The organism is Pseudoalteromonas sp. C2R02 (assembly GCF_018860845.1).
Lineage (GTDB): Bacteria > Pseudomonadota > Gammaproteobacteria > Enterobacterales > Alteromonadaceae > Pseudoalteromonas.
Genome location: NZ_JAHKQC010000023.1, coordinates 162,215 through 178,193 on the forward strand (window position 1 = coordinate 162,215; position 15,979 = coordinate 178,193).

The 15,979-nt window shown below is 36.4% G+C and carries 13 protein-coding genes and 2 pseudogenes; 9 read left to right on the forward strand and 6 right to left on the reverse strand.

Features of this window, described 5'->3' with window-relative positions; translation table 11 throughout:
- Nucleotides 1-54: 54 nt before the first annotated feature.
- Both KO527_RS07625 and KO527_RS07630 read left to right on the forward strand, forming a co-directional pair.
- Nucleotides 55-480 carry a DUF2141 domain-containing protein gene (locus KO527_RS07625; protein ID WP_216039728.1) on the forward strand — a complete coding sequence of 142 codons (426 nt, stop codon included), beginning with the start codon at nucleotides 55-57 and terminating at the stop codon, nucleotides 478-480.
- Between the two features lie 8 nt (nucleotides 481-488).
- Nucleotides 489-2,039 (forward strand): carotenoid oxygenase family protein, encoded by a 1,551-nt coding sequence (locus tag KO527_RS07630; RefSeq protein WP_216039729.1) that lies wholly within the window; start codon nucleotides 489-491, stop codon nucleotides 2,037-2,039.
- A 21-nt stretch (nucleotides 2,040-2,060) separates the two neighbouring features.
- On the opposite strand, the pseudogene KO527_RS07635 reads toward KO527_RS07630, so the two are convergent.
- Together KO527_RS07635 and KO527_RS07640 are read right to left on the reverse strand one after the other, a co-directional pair.
- Nucleotides 2,061-3,691, reverse strand: a pseudogene (locus KO527_RS07635) (methyl-accepting chemotaxis protein).
- 195 nt (nucleotides 3,692-3,886) lie between these two features.
- The gene (locus KO527_RS07640) at nucleotides 3,887-6,103 is read right to left on the reverse strand and encodes a S9 family peptidase (RefSeq protein ID WP_216039730.1); all 2,217 of its coding nucleotides are present in this window, start codon (nucleotides 6,101-6,103) and stop codon (nucleotides 3,887-3,889) included.
- A gap of 168 nt (nucleotides 6,104-6,271) precedes the next feature.
- Between KO527_RS07640 and KO527_RS07645 the strand changes: the two genes are divergently transcribed.
- Nucleotides 6,272-6,667, forward strand: a complete 396-nt coding sequence (locus KO527_RS07645) for an HIT domain-containing protein (protein WP_216039731.1) — start codon at nucleotides 6,272-6,274, stop codon at nucleotides 6,665-6,667.
- A gap of 44 nt (nucleotides 6,668-6,711) precedes the next feature.
- On the opposite strand, the pseudogene KO527_RS07650 reads toward KO527_RS07645, so the two are convergent.
- From KO527_RS07650 to KO527_RS07665, 4 genes and pseudogenes are all read right to left on the reverse strand, one after another.
- A pseudogene (locus KO527_RS07650) lies at nucleotides 6,712-7,233 on the reverse strand (Zn-dependent hydrolase); the annotation flags it as partial.
- Between the two features lie 253 nt (nucleotides 7,234-7,486).
- Nucleotides 7,487-7,807, reverse strand: coding sequence for a hypothetical protein (locus KO527_RS07655; RefSeq protein ID WP_216039732.1), 321 nt, complete (start codon nucleotides 7,805-7,807; stop codon nucleotides 7,487-7,489).
- A 75-nt stretch (nucleotides 7,808-7,882) separates the two neighbouring features.
- Entirely contained in the window at nucleotides 7,883-9,370 is a 1,488-nt protein-coding gene (locus tag KO527_RS07660; protein ID WP_216039733.1) for a DEAD/DEAH box helicase family protein, read from the reverse strand.
- Nucleotides 9,371-9,372: 2 nt separating this feature from the next.
- The gene (locus KO527_RS07665; RefSeq protein WP_216039734.1) at nucleotides 9,373-9,888 is read right to left on the reverse strand and encodes a hypothetical protein; all 516 of its coding nucleotides are present in this window, start codon (nucleotides 9,886-9,888) and stop codon (nucleotides 9,373-9,375) included.
- 141 nt (nucleotides 9,889-10,029) lie between these two features.
- Here KO527_RS07665 and KO527_RS25855 point away from each other — a divergent pair, with 141 nt between their 5' ends.
- The 6 genes from KO527_RS25855 (at nucleotide 10,030) to KO527_RS07695 (ending at nucleotide 15,979) form a co-directional block, all read left to right on the forward strand.
- Complete coding sequence (locus KO527_RS25855; protein ID WP_042149519.1) at nucleotides 10,030-10,278, forward strand: helix-turn-helix transcriptional regulator; 249 nt, start codon at nucleotides 10,030-10,032, stop codon at nucleotides 10,276-10,278.
- 306 nt (nucleotides 10,279-10,584) lie between these two features.
- Nucleotides 10,585-11,169: a restriction endonuclease subunit S gene (locus tag KO527_RS07675; RefSeq protein WP_216039735.1), complete on the forward strand. Its 585-nt coding sequence runs from the start codon at nucleotides 10,585-10,587 to the stop codon at nucleotides 11,167-11,169.
- 28 nt (nucleotides 11,170-11,197) lie between these two features.
- On the forward strand, nucleotides 11,198-12,715 hold the full coding sequence (locus KO527_RS07680) for a type I restriction-modification system subunit M (protein ID WP_216039736.1): 1,518 nt from the start codon (nucleotides 11,198-11,200) through the stop codon (nucleotides 12,713-12,715).
- Nucleotides 12,705-13,862, forward strand: a complete 1,158-nt coding sequence (locus KO527_RS07685; RefSeq protein WP_216039737.1) for a restriction endonuclease subunit S — start codon at nucleotides 12,705-12,707, stop codon at nucleotides 13,860-13,862. Before KO527_RS07680 ends, KO527_RS07685 begins: the two co-directional genes overlap by 11 nt.
- A gap of 15 nt (nucleotides 13,863-13,877) precedes the next feature.
- Nucleotides 13,878-15,272 carry an anti-phage deoxyguanosine triphosphatase gene (locus KO527_RS07690; RefSeq protein WP_252733531.1) on the forward strand — a complete coding sequence of 465 codons (1,395 nt, stop codon included), beginning with the start codon at nucleotides 13,878-13,880 and terminating at the stop codon, nucleotides 15,270-15,272.
- Nucleotides 15,273-15,325: 53 nt separating this feature from the next.
- Entirely contained in the window at nucleotides 15,326-15,979 is a 654-nt protein-coding gene (locus KO527_RS07695) for a hypothetical protein (RefSeq protein WP_216039738.1), read from the forward strand.

Below are 15,979 nucleotides of genomic sequence, written 5' to 3' on the forward strand. Positions count from 1 at the left end.
ACACGAAGCAATTGCTAATTATTGCTTACTTAATTTAATAAATAGGAAATACATATGAATATTATTACTAAGCTTTTTATCGTAACAGGCATTACTTTTACATCACAAAATGTGTTATCTGAATCGGTAGATTTTACAATAGAAGGAATACAAAGTAGTAACGGAAAAATTTATGTTCAATTATTTGATAGCGAATCAGGCTATAAAACGGGTAAAGCAGCGCTTGCTAATATCGTAAAAGCGAAAAAAGGATCTGTGACGATTACTTTTAATGAATTGGATGCTGGGGAGTATGGGATTCGTTACTTTCATGATGAAAATAATAACGGAGAATTAGAAACAAACTTATTTGGTTTACCGACTGAAGGGTATGGTTATTCAAACAATGCAAAAGCGAATTTTGGTCCTGTTGATTTTACAACTATGCGTTTTAGTATTGCTGATGTGGCTGTTAAAAATAACTCAACAGTGACGTATTAGGAGTTATTATGGAACGCAGACAGTTACTTAAAAGCTTAATAGCAGCACCTTTAGCATCGGTTGGATTATCATCTTTTGGCTCACTGGCTAATGTATTAGTAGAAAAACCAACTGAAAATAAAAACCAACTATTAGTCAATGCGAAACATAATTTCAATCAGGCTTTAGAAACTAATGAGCACTTAATTGGTTTTAGTAATATTGAGTCAGACTTTTCTGTGCAAAAAATGGCTATAGAAGGCAAATTACCTGAAGATATTAAAGGCACTTTTTATCGTAATGGACCCGCGAAACATGAGCGCGGAGATAAACGCTATTTGCACCTATTTGAAGGGGATGGCATGGTGCACCGTTTTAATTTTGAAAATGGCCAGATCCATCATCAAGGTCGTTTTGTACAAACACCTAAATTTAAAAAAGAGCAAAAAGCCAATAAATTTTTATATTCTGGACCTGACAGCCGTTTAGATGATGGTTTAAGTGTATCTAATGCAGATATGATAAATACAGCTAATACCAATGTGATCTCTGTTGGCAATGAGTTATGGGCTTTGTGGGAGTGCGGATCGCCCACAGCATTGACGCATAATACATTAAAAACCAAGCAACAAGTGAATTTAGGGTTAAATAGCCAATATGGTGATAAGCTAAAAGGCTTAGCGTTTTCTGCTCACCCTAAAATTGAAGTCAATGGCGATATTTGGAACTTTGGTTTAGCGCCATCGGGTTATATCGCATTATTTCATTTAAATGCTAAAGGTCACACTCAAAATGTGGGCTTAGTGAAAGCCGAATATAAAGGCGCTATGTTGCATGATTTTTTAATTACCCATAAGCATATTTTATTGATATTACCCTCATTAAAAGCCGATGCTGATATTGATGGATATTTTGCACGAATAAAATCGGACCAAACTCAAGCAATGCGTGTTTTAGTGATAGATAAACAAAGTTTAAAAATACAAAAAGAGTTTGAGCTTGAACCTGGTTTTGCTTTTCATTTTGGCAATGCATGGGAAGAGACTGATGGCACAATTCATTTTGATGCTTCGCTTTATCCAGATGTTACCGTATTGCATGAATTATCTAAGGTGATGCAAGGGGCTACACAAAACCCAAATACCCAATCTCAAACGGCGCTTTTTACTTTAAAGCCTAATGGCACTAGTACAAAACATTTAGTAGAAGGTGACAGTGAATTTCCAAGAATTTACGATCATTTAGTCGGTCAAAGGAATCGTTTATTATTCACCTTATCTGCGACAGACAGCCAAATTTGGAGCGATACTGTTTCTTGTTTAAATATAGAAACAGGTAAAAAAGACAGTTTTGTTTATGGTGATGATTTTTTAGTGGAAGAGCATATCAGTGTGTCTCCAACTGGTAAGGAAGGTGAAGGTTACTTAATTGGCACGGCTTTGCATGTGCCAAGTAAACGAACTTGTTTAAATATATTTAAAGTTAATCACTTATCTGATGGACCAATATGCAGAGCTTGGTTGCCGTATCATATTCCGCTTGGCTTCCACGGTAATTTTAAAATGAGCGCCATTGAATAATGGCGTATATTTATGTAAGAGTTAGTCTAGCTTAAAGCGATTTACAACATCAGACATATCATGACTACTGGTTTTAAGCTGGTGACTTGCATCAGATAACTGCATTGTTGTTGCTACTGATTCATCAGTCATGCCAGATAATTCGTTAATTCTTAGGTTAACTTCATCGGCTGCCTGTGATTGTTGCTCAGTCGCTCTGGCTATTTGGCTATTCATATCTGAAATGATTTGCATCAATCGATCTATCTCTGATAAAGAATTATCGGCTTGAGATGCTTGTGACACAGTATTAATTGAAATTTCTTGGCTTATTTTTACTGCATTAACGGCATTTTGCGCACCTGTTTGTAATTTTTGGATCATGGCTTGGATTTCATCAGTACTTTGGCCTGTACGACTTGCTAGCGTTCTTACTTCATCTGCAACTACCGCAAACCCTCTGCCTTGCTCACCTGCGCGAGCCGCTTCTATAGCTGCATTGAGCGCTAATAAGTTAGTTTGATCGGCTATGCCCCTTATTACATCTAAAACTGAACCTATACTTTCAGTTTCGGTCGCAAGATTAGATATAACATTGCTTACGTTATCTATATTCGATGATAGTTCCTCAATATGATGAATGGTTTCAGAAACGATTCTTTTGCCTTCGCTGGTGTTTTTAATTGAATCATTTGCAGCTTGCTCTGCTGCTTCTGCGTTGTTACTTACTTCTCTTATTTGCGAGGTCATTTCTTCCATTGCCGTAGCAACTTGGGTGGTATTATCATTTTGCAGCTCTGTAAAGGTTTGTGCTGATTCGCTTGCTGATGCGACCGATTCAGCATGCTCTAATACTTTTGCTGAGTTACTGTGAACTTCTTGTAATGAGTGTTGCATTTTTTCATTAAATTCATTGAAATAACGAGACAAACGAGAAATTTCATCTTGGCCACTATCATCAAGTCTTTGTGTTAAATCACCTTCGCCTTGTGCAATATCTTTCATTAACTCTGTGGCTGCGCGGGTTGGGTTTAAAACGCTATTACCTATGACATAACCAAACCCCACGAGTATGGTGATAATAATAAGTGCATCAATGATTATTAGATTTCGTTTTGAAGCAAACGTACTTTCAACGTCATCCAAGTAACTGCCAGAGCCTAAAATCCATTGCCATTGTTGAAATCCTTTAACATAAGATATTTTATCTACCGGATCATCAAAACCTGGTTTTGCCCATTTATATGGTACATAACCTTCTCCTTTTGATTTCACTATTTTTGTCATTTCATTAAATAAAGCTGTGCCGTCGGGGTCTTTTACACTCGATAACGATTTACCATTTAATGCCGGTTTTAGCGGGTGCATTATCATAGTTGGCTTATAATCATTGATCCAAAAATAATTATTACTGTCATATCTGAGCGTTTGAATTGTGGCTTTTGCTTGTTCTTGAGCTTGAGTAAGTTTACCTTCTTGCTCTAAAGCATAAAAATGCTCAATAATGCCAAAGCTGTTTTCACTAACTTTTTAGTTGTTTCGTGTCGCTCTGTCAGAAGAGAGTGATATTCTTGAGATAACCCAATAATGCTTTGTATTGACAGTCCTAACACTGCAATGAAAACTAACATAGCTAATCTTTGCTGAATGGTAAATTTTCTCAAAAAAGACACAGCCGCTTCCTTGTAAAATGGATGTATTATTTAGTCTAGCTTAAATCTAAAACTTATCTAATTGCATGATCTAAATCTAATAAGTCTTAACTTAATTGATATTTTTGATGGAAGGTGGGATGAGTAATAAAATTAATTTATAGGTATAAAAAAAGCCAAGCGATCAGGCTTGGCTTTTTAATACACTAACTCACTTTAGTTTTTAAAGTGACGATCAAAAAAGTTAGTAATCGTTTTATGTAAGTGAGTTTGTACTTGCTTACCTCTTAAGCTGTGTTTTGAACCTGGGTAAGTCATCATTTCAAATGGTTGCGCTTGATCTTGTAGCTTTTTAAATACTTTAGTTGCATGGGTAAATAATACATTATCATCGGCCATACCATGATAAATCATCAGTGGGCCTTTTAAACCTTCGCTGTAGGCGAACACATTACTTGCTTCATAGCCATCTGCATTTGTTTTCGGATGAGATAAATAACGCTCTGTGTAATGCGTATCATATAAATTCCAATCTGTTACAGGTGCACCTGAAACGCCAGCTTGGAAGTAGTCACCGGCTTTAAACATTGTCATAAGCGCCATGTAACCACCATAACTGTGACCATAAATACCAATGCGATTTGTATCAACAAAATCTAAAGTACGTAAAAATTCAACGCCTTTTATTTGGTCAGCAACTTCAGGTTTGCCTAAATGTTTATAGATAGGATCTTCAAACGCTTTACCACGATTGTACGAACCACGGTTATCTAACTGAAATACGATATAACCTTGCTGTACCATATACTGAAAGTACATGTTTTTTGAACGCCAGCTATTTGTTACACGCTGTGCATGTGGACCACCGTAAACATTTACTATCACAGGGTATTTTTTACCTGCTTCTAAGCTTTTAGGTTTGAACAAACGGTAATGCATTGTTTGACCATCTTCAGCTTTTATTGTGCCGTACTCAGGTGTTGTTAAATCAGCAATAAAAGGTGAAAGCGGGTGCTTAGCATTTAATTCGTTTTGCTCTAACCAAGTGATAAAGCCACCTTTGTTATCACGTAAACTAACAGATGTAGGTTTGTTAACTGAAGAGCTACTATCAATAAATGATTTGTAGTCCTGTGCCATTACAACTTTATGATATTGGCCTTTTTCAGTTAGACGTTTAATTTTACCTGACTTTTTCAGAGGAGCTGAGTAAAAATGACTTTCAAGAACAGAATCAGCACGACCTGAAAAATAAACTAAACCTTTCTTTTCATCTACACCTTGAAGGCTATCAACAATCCAATCACCTTGCGTGATTTGACGTACTAAAGTGCCATTATTTTTATATAAATATAAGTGTTTAAAGCCATCACGCTCTGATGCCCAAACAAAGTGTTTGTTATCTTTTAAAAAGCGCAGTTCTTTATGTAAGTTGATCCAAGTATCGCTGGTTTCGGTTAGCAGTACTTTTTGCTTTTTGCTTTTTGTATCATAAGCTCTTAATTCTAGCTTTTGCTGTGAACGGTTTTGCCACTGATAAGAAAGCGTTTTACTATCTTGAAGCCATTTTACGCGTGGGATATAAATATCTTTTTCTTTACCTAAATCTACCCAGCTTATTTTTTTATTATTTAATTTAACAATACCTAGCTGAATATCTACGTTATTGGTGCCAGTAAATGGGTATCTTTGATTAAATAATTTTACTTCTTCAGCGTATATTTCATTGCGGATTGCTTCAGCAACAGGTGTTTCATCTATGCGTGTAAAAGCAATTTTAGATTCATCGTTTGACCACCAGTATCCTGTCATACGACCCATTTCTTCTTGTGATACAAATTCAGCCATACCGTTTTTAATGACGCCACCACCATCGGTAGTCAGCTGAGTTTCTTTACCTGTTGCAATGTTTAAAGCATAAACATTTTGCGCTCTGATAAATGAAACATATTTACCTTTAGGTGAAAAACGGGCATCTGTCTCAAATTCAGGCGTATTTGTCAGCTTTTTACTTTGTTGTTTAGCGAGATTGTAATAATACAAATCACCATTTAACGGGAATAAAAGCGCTGAACCATCTTTAGAAAATTTATATTCTAAAATGCCTTTACCAAATATACGCTGTCTTTCTCGGCGAGCTTTCTCTTCATCTGATAGGGTTTCTGGACCTGAAAATAGACTTTCAGAATCAACTAACATACGGTTTGTTTTATCTTTTAAATTGTATTCCCATAAGTCATAACGATTGTAATCATCTTCTTTACCTTGAAGGTAAGTTACACGCTCACCAGTTGGTGAAAATTTTAACTTAACAGGTGATTTTCCAGATAAACCAGGATCAGAAAACAAACGCTCTATAGATAGCGGCTCTGCGTTCATAGTAAAACTGGTTATTGCCAGAGTTAAACTCAATAATGTGGTTTTATTGCTCATCTTTATCTCTTATAAATAAATGATTTTGATATCCTAGTTTCTTCGATGGTCGTAGAAGTAGGCATCTAGCAGTGATTTTGAATTCGATAATAGCGCTATAAAAAAGTCACTGCAACTAAATGCCATAAACGGTAAGATAAAGCGATGAATTAGAAATGGAAATTTAAAATGTTTGAGTTAGCACCAGAATTAAAAAGAGATTGTATAGAATTGGCTGATTGGCCTTTATGTAAAGTGCTATTGCTTAATGATAGCCAGTATCCTTGGTTTATTTTAGTGCCAAGACAAAATGATTTGAAAGAGATAATTGATTTGTCGGAGCAAGACCAAATTGTTTTTATTAAAGAATCCGCGATTTTGAGTAAACTGATTCAAGAGGTTTTTGCTCCTGATAAACTTAATGTTGCTGCAATTGGTAATATGGTACCGCAACTACATATTCATCATATTGCACGTTTTAAAAATGATGTGGCTTGGCCTGCGCCAGTTTGGGGGAAGTTTCCTGCAAAACCCTATTCTAATGAGCAAATAGGTGAAATTATTAATCAGTTTGCTGATATCTAACAATTTGCCCTCTGTTAATTTTTATAACAGAGGGCATTTTATTGTTATTTAAGGCCTAAAACTTCTGCACCTTGTTCAAAGATAATATCTACTGGAATGCTCGCGGCTGTTAATCTTTCTAAACTTGCAGCTAACTCTGCTTTGATGTCACCTTGGTCTTTCACTAAAGTATCAACACCTTGGTAATCGCCATTACCTTGTAAAGTCAAAATAAGCCCTGAAAGCTTAGCCATCGCTGCGCCCATTTTATCCATATTTACTTGATATAAGCCTTGCTCATTTTGGCTAAAAGCACCTTCTTTTTTAAAGAAGTTAAAACGTATCATATTTGCTTTACCGTGTGCTGAACTTGCACCAAAGCGAACAGAACGGAAAATACCAGCAAGAAAAGTCGTGTAATAATCTTCAAGCTTACCTTCAGTGATCACTCCTTTATTGAGTAGTTGCGTCACCATATATAAACCTAAGATATCAGCTTTGCCTTCTTCAAGTGCAGATGCGTGCTCTTGTAATGATTGGCGTACAGTGCCTTTATCTGTAAGTGTATTTTTAATCCCTAAACCATGGATCAAATACGAAAAATTAAAACTACTTACTTGACCTCTCGTAGATAGAATGTGAGCTTGGTAGCTATAAAAGTAAGTAGGCTAAAAATAGCCAAATGAAGGGTAACTACTTAGATCCATTTTACACATGGTGTGGTGCACTCGCAGCTATCTTAACCAATGGCAACAAAACTACTTACTTTAGCGGCTATACCTTTACGCAAGTCAGGACGACTCGATACTTAGATATAGTGCTTCAGGCCCAACCTCACAGTTAAGTTTTGGAATTTATTTCATTTAGATTTACCCTTTCAATTACATGCTCTCCAACTCCTGATTGGGCTAATATATTATTTAGCGCATGTTCAGAGTAAAAAGAGCAACCACCTTCTCCGTGAACAGGCAGGTGGTAACACGAGCCTGATTCTTGCGGCCACACCCAATATTTTCCGCAACCAGATAATTCAGGAGGGTTTTTGGCACCGGAGCTAAGCCTCCACCTGTCATCTTCTCGCCAGCTAGCAAAGACTTTAAAATAATAGTCACTTTCCGTTGTAAATTTTAAAATGATCCAGCCCTGTGGTGTATAGGTCATATCCTACTCCAATCTTTTAGATCTAATTGATGAATTAATGGGGTACTTAACGATAAATTGAGAATAAAAGGACATTTAAAATACCTCTGCACTGTATTGATTGAGTTGAGCCATAGATTGCTTTGAAATAACCAAATGTTCAAAACCATCAATTTCAAGTTCTTTATGATTGAACTGACCATCGATCCCTATTATTTTATCGGTCGTTATAGCTATTTTGCCTTCTTTAATTTCATTAATAGGATCTTTAATTTCATCATTATCAGTTTTTGCATCTCCAATATTAATTATTGGTTCATCAGGAAAAGTATCGATAGGATCACCGTCAGAAATAATCTGTTCACCTTGGTTCGCCTTATCTACTTCAGCTATTATCTCTTCATCCAATTGAGCCAGTTTTACTTTTGCTAATCCATCGGGAACGTCCTGAGCAACACGGTAAGCATATTCAACAAGCTTTGGTTCAGCTGGCATAAAGAGAAAAGCTTGCTGGTTTGGAGCATCGGTAATACGTAATATACGACCTGAAACTTGGCGGTAATTCATCTCAGTTTTTACATTCGAAAGATAACAACATACTTGAAGACGTGGGATATTAGTGCCTTCTGAAATCATTCCGACACTAATGATCCATTTATCTTGACTGTGCCTAAAGGACGTAATCAGTTCATTTGCGTTATCTTCATCACTAGTAACAACAATGGCGCTTTCTCCTAAAGTCTGCTTCAAAATTAGCTCTATTTTCCAGGCGTGTGGAATCGAGGAAGCCACAATTAAACCGCCTGCACTTTTATTAAAGCAGCGAATCTCATTCAGCTTGGTATTCGAATGGTTTAATAATTGTTCAATAACGCTAGGGTTAGTAACAATCTTAGAATACGGAATTATTGATTGTGACAATAAATCTAAGAAGCTAGTGAAGTAGTTTGTTTCACCATTTTCCACAACTGTTATCTGGTCATTATCTAATGCTATGACCTGAGGTATACGGCACACATTATCTCTTATAGCCTCTTTTAAACCATATGCGTAATCACACTGTATTTTACCTGACTCGTTACAGTAGTCGGCTAGCGCTATGGGCAATGCATCTGTACGCCAAGCTGTACCAGTTACAGCAATCGTGAAGGCTGCTCGTTCCTTTATTGTTGTGATGATCGGTTTTCCCCAAGCATTAGCATCTTTGACGCTTGAGCCTGCACAATGATGAATTTCATCAAATATTACAAATACCCGATATTTATCAAACAAACGCCATACAGTGCTATTTAATGTACTTAACGCCTGATAAGTATATGAATTCCCCATTGCGCCAATATTGCCGTCAAAGTGGGCTTCAAACTGTTCGCTTAAAGCACCACTAAAATCATGAGCGACAATAGAAGAAGGTGAGAAGCAAAGAACGAGATCGATTTCGCCTCGATCATAAAGTATCTTGGCTAACACTGATGCCATTACAGTTTTACCAGCACCTGGGGTAGCGAGTGCTAAAAAGTGCTTCTTTGATTTATATTTAGAAATTGCAGAGTTAATACACTCTGACTGCCAATTTCTCAGTTTCATTTTTAAGTCTCTTTATTTGATTTCATTAGTTCATTTAAAGCCGAAATTTTTCCTTTTAAAACTTGGTTATTTTCCTTAACAGCTACGTAACGTTGCTTTAAAGCTGCATGTCGTTCAGGGTAAATATTCTTAAGTGCTACATATTCTTTAACAGCACCTAATCCTTCAAGAAGCTCAGAATTGTATTGTTTTAAACGATTAGTTAATGTTTGTTCGTAACTAAGCTCATTAGTTTTCATCGAACCATCATCACCTAAAGTTACTAATTTTTTAAAATAGTCAGGTTCAAACAAGTTGGTTTTTATATAGCGAGTAACTCCTTTCTTAACTGATGTTCTCTTTTTTAACCAACCTCTTTTTACTAGTTTTAAAAGCTCTTCATATACAAAACGTCGAACGGAAGTAGGATCTAGCCCCTCGTCCCTTTTAATTGAAAGATAAGCAGTTCTGATCTCGACAGCAGAGAAATGATCTATGTTTTTTAAAACGATTATCTGATTAAAGGTTGAACTATCCATTAACTTATCCAATTTCAGCACTTAAAAGTAGAGTATATACAACCTAATGAGGAATATACACCACATGGTGTGGAGTATACTCTATACATTTATACTTAACAACGTGGGAAAATATATCCTTTTACCTGAAGGAAACCACAAGTGCGTGACGAAAATTTTGAAAATGATTTAGCGATTCAATTTGGAAGAAATATAAGAGCAGCCAGAGCTAAGATAGGTGTGAAACAAGAAGAACTTTGCGGTAAAGCTAACCTCGATAGAAGTTACTTAAGTAAAATAGAAAGCGGCTCATATAAAATCACACTTGCTAAAGTTTATGCGTTAGCCGCAGCACTTGAATGCCCACTTTCAGAAATACTTCCAGAAGTTAATGGCGTAAAAATAAAATAACTTTTATGCAATGACTAAAATTCACATCTAAATGTTGCCCTCACACTTTGTGTTTTTATTTTCCACTTAAATGAATCGCGAATCATCAAGTGTTTATTATTCACTCAATTACTAAAACTCTTAGTAATTGACAGTAAAACCAATAAATCAAAAGGTAAAAGCAGTATCCATAAGATTTGAAACCCTTCTCAAACATATTGAAATTCTGCACCATTTAAAAGATGCAAATTAAGTCTTGACTAAACAATCATCTTTCGCTATCTTTTAATGCATCATTTACATGGTGCAGTTAATTAGGTGTAGCAAATGAATAAAACATTATCTGATATTGCTATTGTGAAAGCAGGCCACCCTTTTAGGGGCAAGATACCTGAAGAAGTGGAAGGTAGCGCCTTTGTGGTGCAGATCAGGGATATAGATAACGATGGGATCATACATTGGCATCAACTCATTCGCACAAATATAACAGGGCGTAAAAACCCTGATTGGTTACAAAAAGGCGATGTAATTTTCGCCGCAAGGGGCGAGCGTAACCTAGCTGGATTTGTTGGAGATATTGATAGACCAACAGTCTGTGCACCACATTATTTTTTAATTAAAGTAACTGATAAATCGGTTTTACCTGAGTTTATTGCTTGGCAATTAAACCAAGATGGCGCACAGCGTTATTTTGCTAACTCAGCAGAAGGCAGTGCACAAACAAGTATTAGGCGAGCTGTATTAGAGGCTACTCCCTTAGTTATCCCAAATATTGAAAAACAAAACATAATAGTTGAGTTTGATAACAAAGTTAAACAAGAAAAGCATTTATTAAATGCTTTAATCGATAACAGATCTAAGCAGATGCAAGGCATTGCCAAAGAATTATTAGATTCTGGTAACCAGAGCTAGAAAGAATTTAAATTTAAGGACTTATAAGATGACAACAACACAGATAAACCAAGACGAAATTAACAAGGCGGTATGGGCTGCCTGCGATACCTTTAGAGGCACGGTAGATCCATCAATTTATAAAGATTTCATATTAACTATGCTGTTCTTAAAGTACATCTCTGATGTTTACCAAGATGAATATGACAAGCTTGTTGAGCAATATGGTGATAACCCTGAGCTTATTCTTGCAATGATGGCAAAACAACGTTTTGTAATGCCAGCAGGGTCAAATTTTTGGGATTTGTACGAAAAACGCCATGAAGCAGGTAATGGTCAGCGTATAGACAAAGCACTTCATGCTATTGAGGAAGCCAACGGCACTAAGCTAAAAAACGTATTCCAAGACATCAGTTTTAATACTGATAAGCTCGGCCAAGAAAAGCAAAAAAATGAAATTCTTCGCCATATTTTAGAAGACTTTGGTAAAGATATTCTTAACTTACGCCCTAGTCGTGTTGGTTCGCTCGACATCATAGGTAACGCCTACGAATACCTGATCAAACACTTTGCCGCTGGTAGTGGTAAATCAGCAGGTGAATTTTATACGCCACCAGAAGTATCAGACTTATTGGCAGCTATTTTAGAGCCAACAGAAGGTGATGAAATATGTGATCCAGCATGTGGTTCAGGATCGCTACTAATGAAATGTGGCGCTATGGTGCGCAAAAATTCAGGGTCTAAAAAGTATGCCTTATTCGGACAAGAAGCTATTGGCTCTACTTGGGCACTTGCTAAAATGAACATGTTCCTACACGGTGAAGACAACCACCGTATTGAATGGGGTGATACCATTCGCAACCCTATGCTGTTAGATAAAGAAGGCACTGGTTTATTACACTTCGATATCGTTACCGCAAACCCTCCTTTCTCACTTGATAAGTGGGGTCATGAGGGGGCTGCTGATGATGAATATGGTCGTTTCCGTCGCGGCGTACCACCTAAAACAAAAGGTGACTATGCCTTTATCAGTCACATGATTGAAACCCTAAAACCGGAAAGTGGCAGAATGGGGGTTGTAGTTCCTCATGGCGTGCTATTCCGTGCGTCAAGTGAAGGTAAAATTCGCCAACAATTAATAGAAGAAAACTTGCTAGACGCGGTTATCGGCCTACCTGAAAAACTATTCTTCGGCACAGGTATTCCTGCTGCCATTCTTATTTTCAAAAAGCATAAAACAGATAAGAACGTTATGTTTATTGATGCCAGTCGAGAATTTAAATCAGGAAAAAATCAAAACCAGCTAACGGCAGAGAATATTCAAAAAATTATCGACACCTATAAAGCCAGTGAAAGTGTAGATAAATATGCTTACCTAGCGAGCGCTGATGAGATTAAAGAAAACGACTTTAACCTAAATATTCCTCGTTATGTCGATACCTTTGAAGAAGAAGCTGAGATTGATTTAGTTGCTGTACGTACTGAACGTGTGCAACTGCAAAGTGAACTAAAAACAATTGAAGCAGAAATGGAAGGCTACTTAAAGGAGTTGGGTTATGGTGCCTAGTAGTTGGAGTGAAAATAAACTTTCTGAGTTATGTGAAAAAATAGCGGTAGGTTTAGCTATTTCTGTAACACCATACATGAGAAGTGCAGGCACCAAGCTTATTAGAAATCAGAATATTAAACGTAACTTCTTTAATACTAAATCAGTCGTTTACATTGATCATGAATTTGCTGAAAAAAACAAATCAAAAAAAGTATATTCTGGTGATGTTGTTGCTGTTAGAACTGGTTCTAACATCGGTGAAGCTTGCGTTGTACCAAAAGAGTTTGATGGAGCATTAACTTTTACAACCCTTATTGCAAGGCCAATCCCAGCAAAACTATCATCTGAATTTTTAGGCTTACACATTAATTCCGAAAGAGGAATTTCAGAAGTAAACCGACTTTCAGCTGGAGGCGGAAAGCCAAACTTGAACTCTGGTGAATTAAAGAACTATAAATTGCTAACACCACCCATTGGAGAGCAACACAAGATTGCTAAAATCCTATCAACTTGGGATAAAGCGATTTGCGCCACCGAGCGCCTTGTAGACAACAGTAAAGAACAGAAAAAATCGCTAATGCAACAACTGCTCACAGGAAGAAAACGCCTACTTGATGATTCAAATAAGCCGTTTGAGGGTGAGTGGGAAATTAAACATGTATCTGAAATAGCTACTATCAGAAAAGGCAAAGCGCTTAGCAGTAAAAATTTAGAGCTTGGAGATTACCCCGTCATTGCAGGTGGGAAAACAAGTCCATATAAACACAGCCAGTATACAAATGAAAAGGTTATCACTATCAGCGCGAGTGGTGCATATGCTGGTTTTGTCGCTTACCATGAAAATAAAATATGGGCTTCAGATTGTTCTGTTGTAAAAGAGAATGAATGTACCGACATACAATTCATTTACCAATATTTGTTATTAAACCAACAAAAAATTTATTCTTTTCAAAGCGGGGGTGCTCAACCTCATATCTACCCTAAAGACATTGATGCTTTGAAACTAAGAGTTCCGAATATTACAGAACAACAAAAGATTGCGTCAGTATTAACTAACGCAGATAAAGAAATCAAATTACTTGAGCAACAACTTGGTGATTTAAAACAAGAGAAAAAAGCGTTAATGCAGCAATTGTTAACGGGTAAGCGCAGAGTAAAAATTTAATTTAAAGGAATAAAAATGATTTTAGAAGAAAAAATGAAACAAAGAAGAAAATTTCAAGAACAACGCCCTGATGATGCACGAAGTGAATATGATCGCGATGAAGCAAGGTTAATACATTCTGCTGCTTTTCGTCGTTTACAATCGAAAACACAGGTATTAGGTCTTGGTGAAAGTGACTTTTATCGCACTCGACTTACTCACTCAATGGAAGTTGCGCAGATTGGCCGTGGGATTGTGCAGCATTTGAAGGAAAATACAAATGAAGAATATAAAAAACACCTGCCAGATATTGCTTTAATCTCAGCTATTTGTCTTGCTCATGATATAGGTCACCCACCTTTTGGTCATGGTGGCGAGGTTGCTCTTAATTATTGTATGCGTGAATACGGTGGTTTTGAAGGCAACGGGCAAACATTAAGAATTTTAGGGAAACTAGATAAATACACAGGTGAGTTCGGATTGAACCCAACACGCAGAATGCTACTAGGAGTTCTTAAATATCCTATGTCATATGAAGATTTAGTTAACGATAAAGCCTATAAAATGAATAAGGATGAAAACCGCCCTTATTGGTTATTTGAAGCAAAACCACAAAAGCCGCCAAAATGTTTTCATAATGATGACCAAGATATCGTAGATTTTATTTTGGAAGAATTTGGCGATGAAGACATTCAAAAGTTTACCCAAGCTGAAGCTGAAAAAATTAAGCTAGACGATGATGGTAATAAAATTGAAACACATAAGAAAAGCCAGTTTAAGTCACTTGATTGCACAATAATGAACTTAGCTGACAATATCTCTTATAGTCTTCACGATTTAGAAGACGCTTTATCACTAGGCATGATAACAAAACGAGACTGGGAATCGCACTTTAAAGGTAAAGAGTCCTTATTCAATGATGTTGCTGGTGATAGAAAAGATCTTCAATATGAATCTATTCTTCATGCTTTATTTGAATCGAGCCACGAAAGAAAGGATGCTATTGGCGCATTAGTGAATATTATGATCACTAGCAGTAAGATTTGTGAGAATAAATCTGGTTGTGAACACCCATTGTTAAAGTTTGGAGTTAAACTTCCTGAAGAAGTTGAAGCCCTTCGCGAAGAAATATTCAATATAGTGCTATATAAAGTTATTCTTGATGAAAATGTACAACAACTTGAATTTAAAGGGCAAAAGTTAATAATTGAGCTATTCCAAGCCCTAGCTACAGATCCAAAAAGGTTTTTGCCAAAGCCTACATTAGAGCGATGGGAAAAAGCCGCTAAAGGAGTAAATAAAGGAAATGAAAAGCAAGCTCAGATGCGTGTTATTTGTGACTTTATTTCAGGCATGACAGATGATTATGCAACTAAATTTTATGAGAAGCTATTTACCCCAAGTAAAGGCTCAATATTTGATCGTCTTTGATAAATAGAATTTAACTAGCTCTGAATCTAAATAATTAAAATAAGCAGTTTAAAATGAAAAAAATTGAACCACCACAAGTAGTTTTAGATTGCTTAAGCAATGAAATGAACGTCAACATTAAACACTTTCTTGCTAAGTATTACAGTCTTGACGAGAACTTTAAAAGCACAGTGAATAGATTACTTTCAAACATGTATAGTGACTCGAAGAAACCTGGGAAGCTAGATGGAAAAGTTCATTATTATGAAGACGGTAATGATGAACAAAATGACTTTATGCAAGTAATGTTTGATTGTTTTAGAGAATTGAATACCAAGAAAGGGCAAGAATTACACAAGGCCATATACGAACATACTCATCGGGGTGGTGATAACTGGTTTCCAATAGTGGAAATTGATTTGCCTGTGGAAGACTACTCTGATCTACCTCAGACTATAACCGTATTTAGAGGTTGTTCTTTAAAAGAGTTTGAAAGTAAATGTTATAGGCAGTCTTGGAGTTCGGAACTTGATGTTGCCAAAACATTTGCTTTTACCCATTTCAACAGTGATAAGAATAAACGAGCAGTCATTAAAGCAACTGTAAAGAACAGCGATATTGCTTGGATGAGAAGCGGGGAGAGTGAGGTTGTTTTATTACCTAATACTACTCCTTTAACATCAACCATTGAATTAAATTATAACCAATACTGTCAAATGAAAAAGTAG

Coding starts and splice junctions, on each gene's coding strand:
- KO527_RS07625 (WP_216039728.1), top strand. CDS start 55: ATGAATATTATTACTAAGCTTTTTATCGTAACAGGCATTACTTTTACA.
- KO527_RS07630 (WP_216039729.1), top strand. CDS start 489: ATGGAACGCAGACAGTTACTTAAAAGCTTAATAGCAGCACCTTTAGCA.
- KO527_RS07640 (WP_216039730.1), bottom strand. CDS start 6,103: ATGAGCAATAAAACCACATTATTGAGTTTAACTCTGGCAATAACCAGT.
- KO527_RS07645 (WP_216039731.1), top strand. CDS start 6,272: ATGTTTGAGTTAGCACCAGAATTAAAAAGAGATTGTATAGAATTGGCT.
- KO527_RS07655 (WP_216039732.1), bottom strand. CDS start 7,807: ATGACCTATACACCACAGGGCTGGATCATTTTAAAATTTACAACGGAA.
- KO527_RS07660 (WP_216039733.1), bottom strand. CDS start 9,370: ATGAAACTGAGAAATTGGCAGTCAGAGTGTATTAACTCTGCAATTTCT.
- KO527_RS07665 (WP_216039734.1), bottom strand. CDS start 9,888: ATGGATAGTTCAACCTTTAATCAGATAATCGTTTTAAAAAACATAGAT.
- KO527_RS07675 (WP_216039735.1), top strand. CDS start 10,585: ATGAATAAAACATTATCTGATATTGCTATTGTGAAAGCAGGCCACCCT.
- KO527_RS07680 (WP_216039736.1), top strand. CDS start 11,198: ATGACAACAACACAGATAAACCAAGACGAAATTAACAAGGCGGTATGG.
- KO527_RS07685 (WP_216039737.1), top strand. CDS start 12,705: ATGGTGCCTAGTAGTTGGAGTGAAAATAAACTTTCTGAGTTATGTGAA.
- KO527_RS07690 (WP_252733531.1), top strand. CDS start 13,878: ATGATTTTAGAAGAAAAAATGAAACAAAGAAGAAAATTTCAAGAACAA.
- KO527_RS07695 (WP_216039738.1), top strand. CDS start 15,326: ATGAAAAAAATTGAACCACCACAAGTAGTTTTAGATTGCTTAAGCAAT.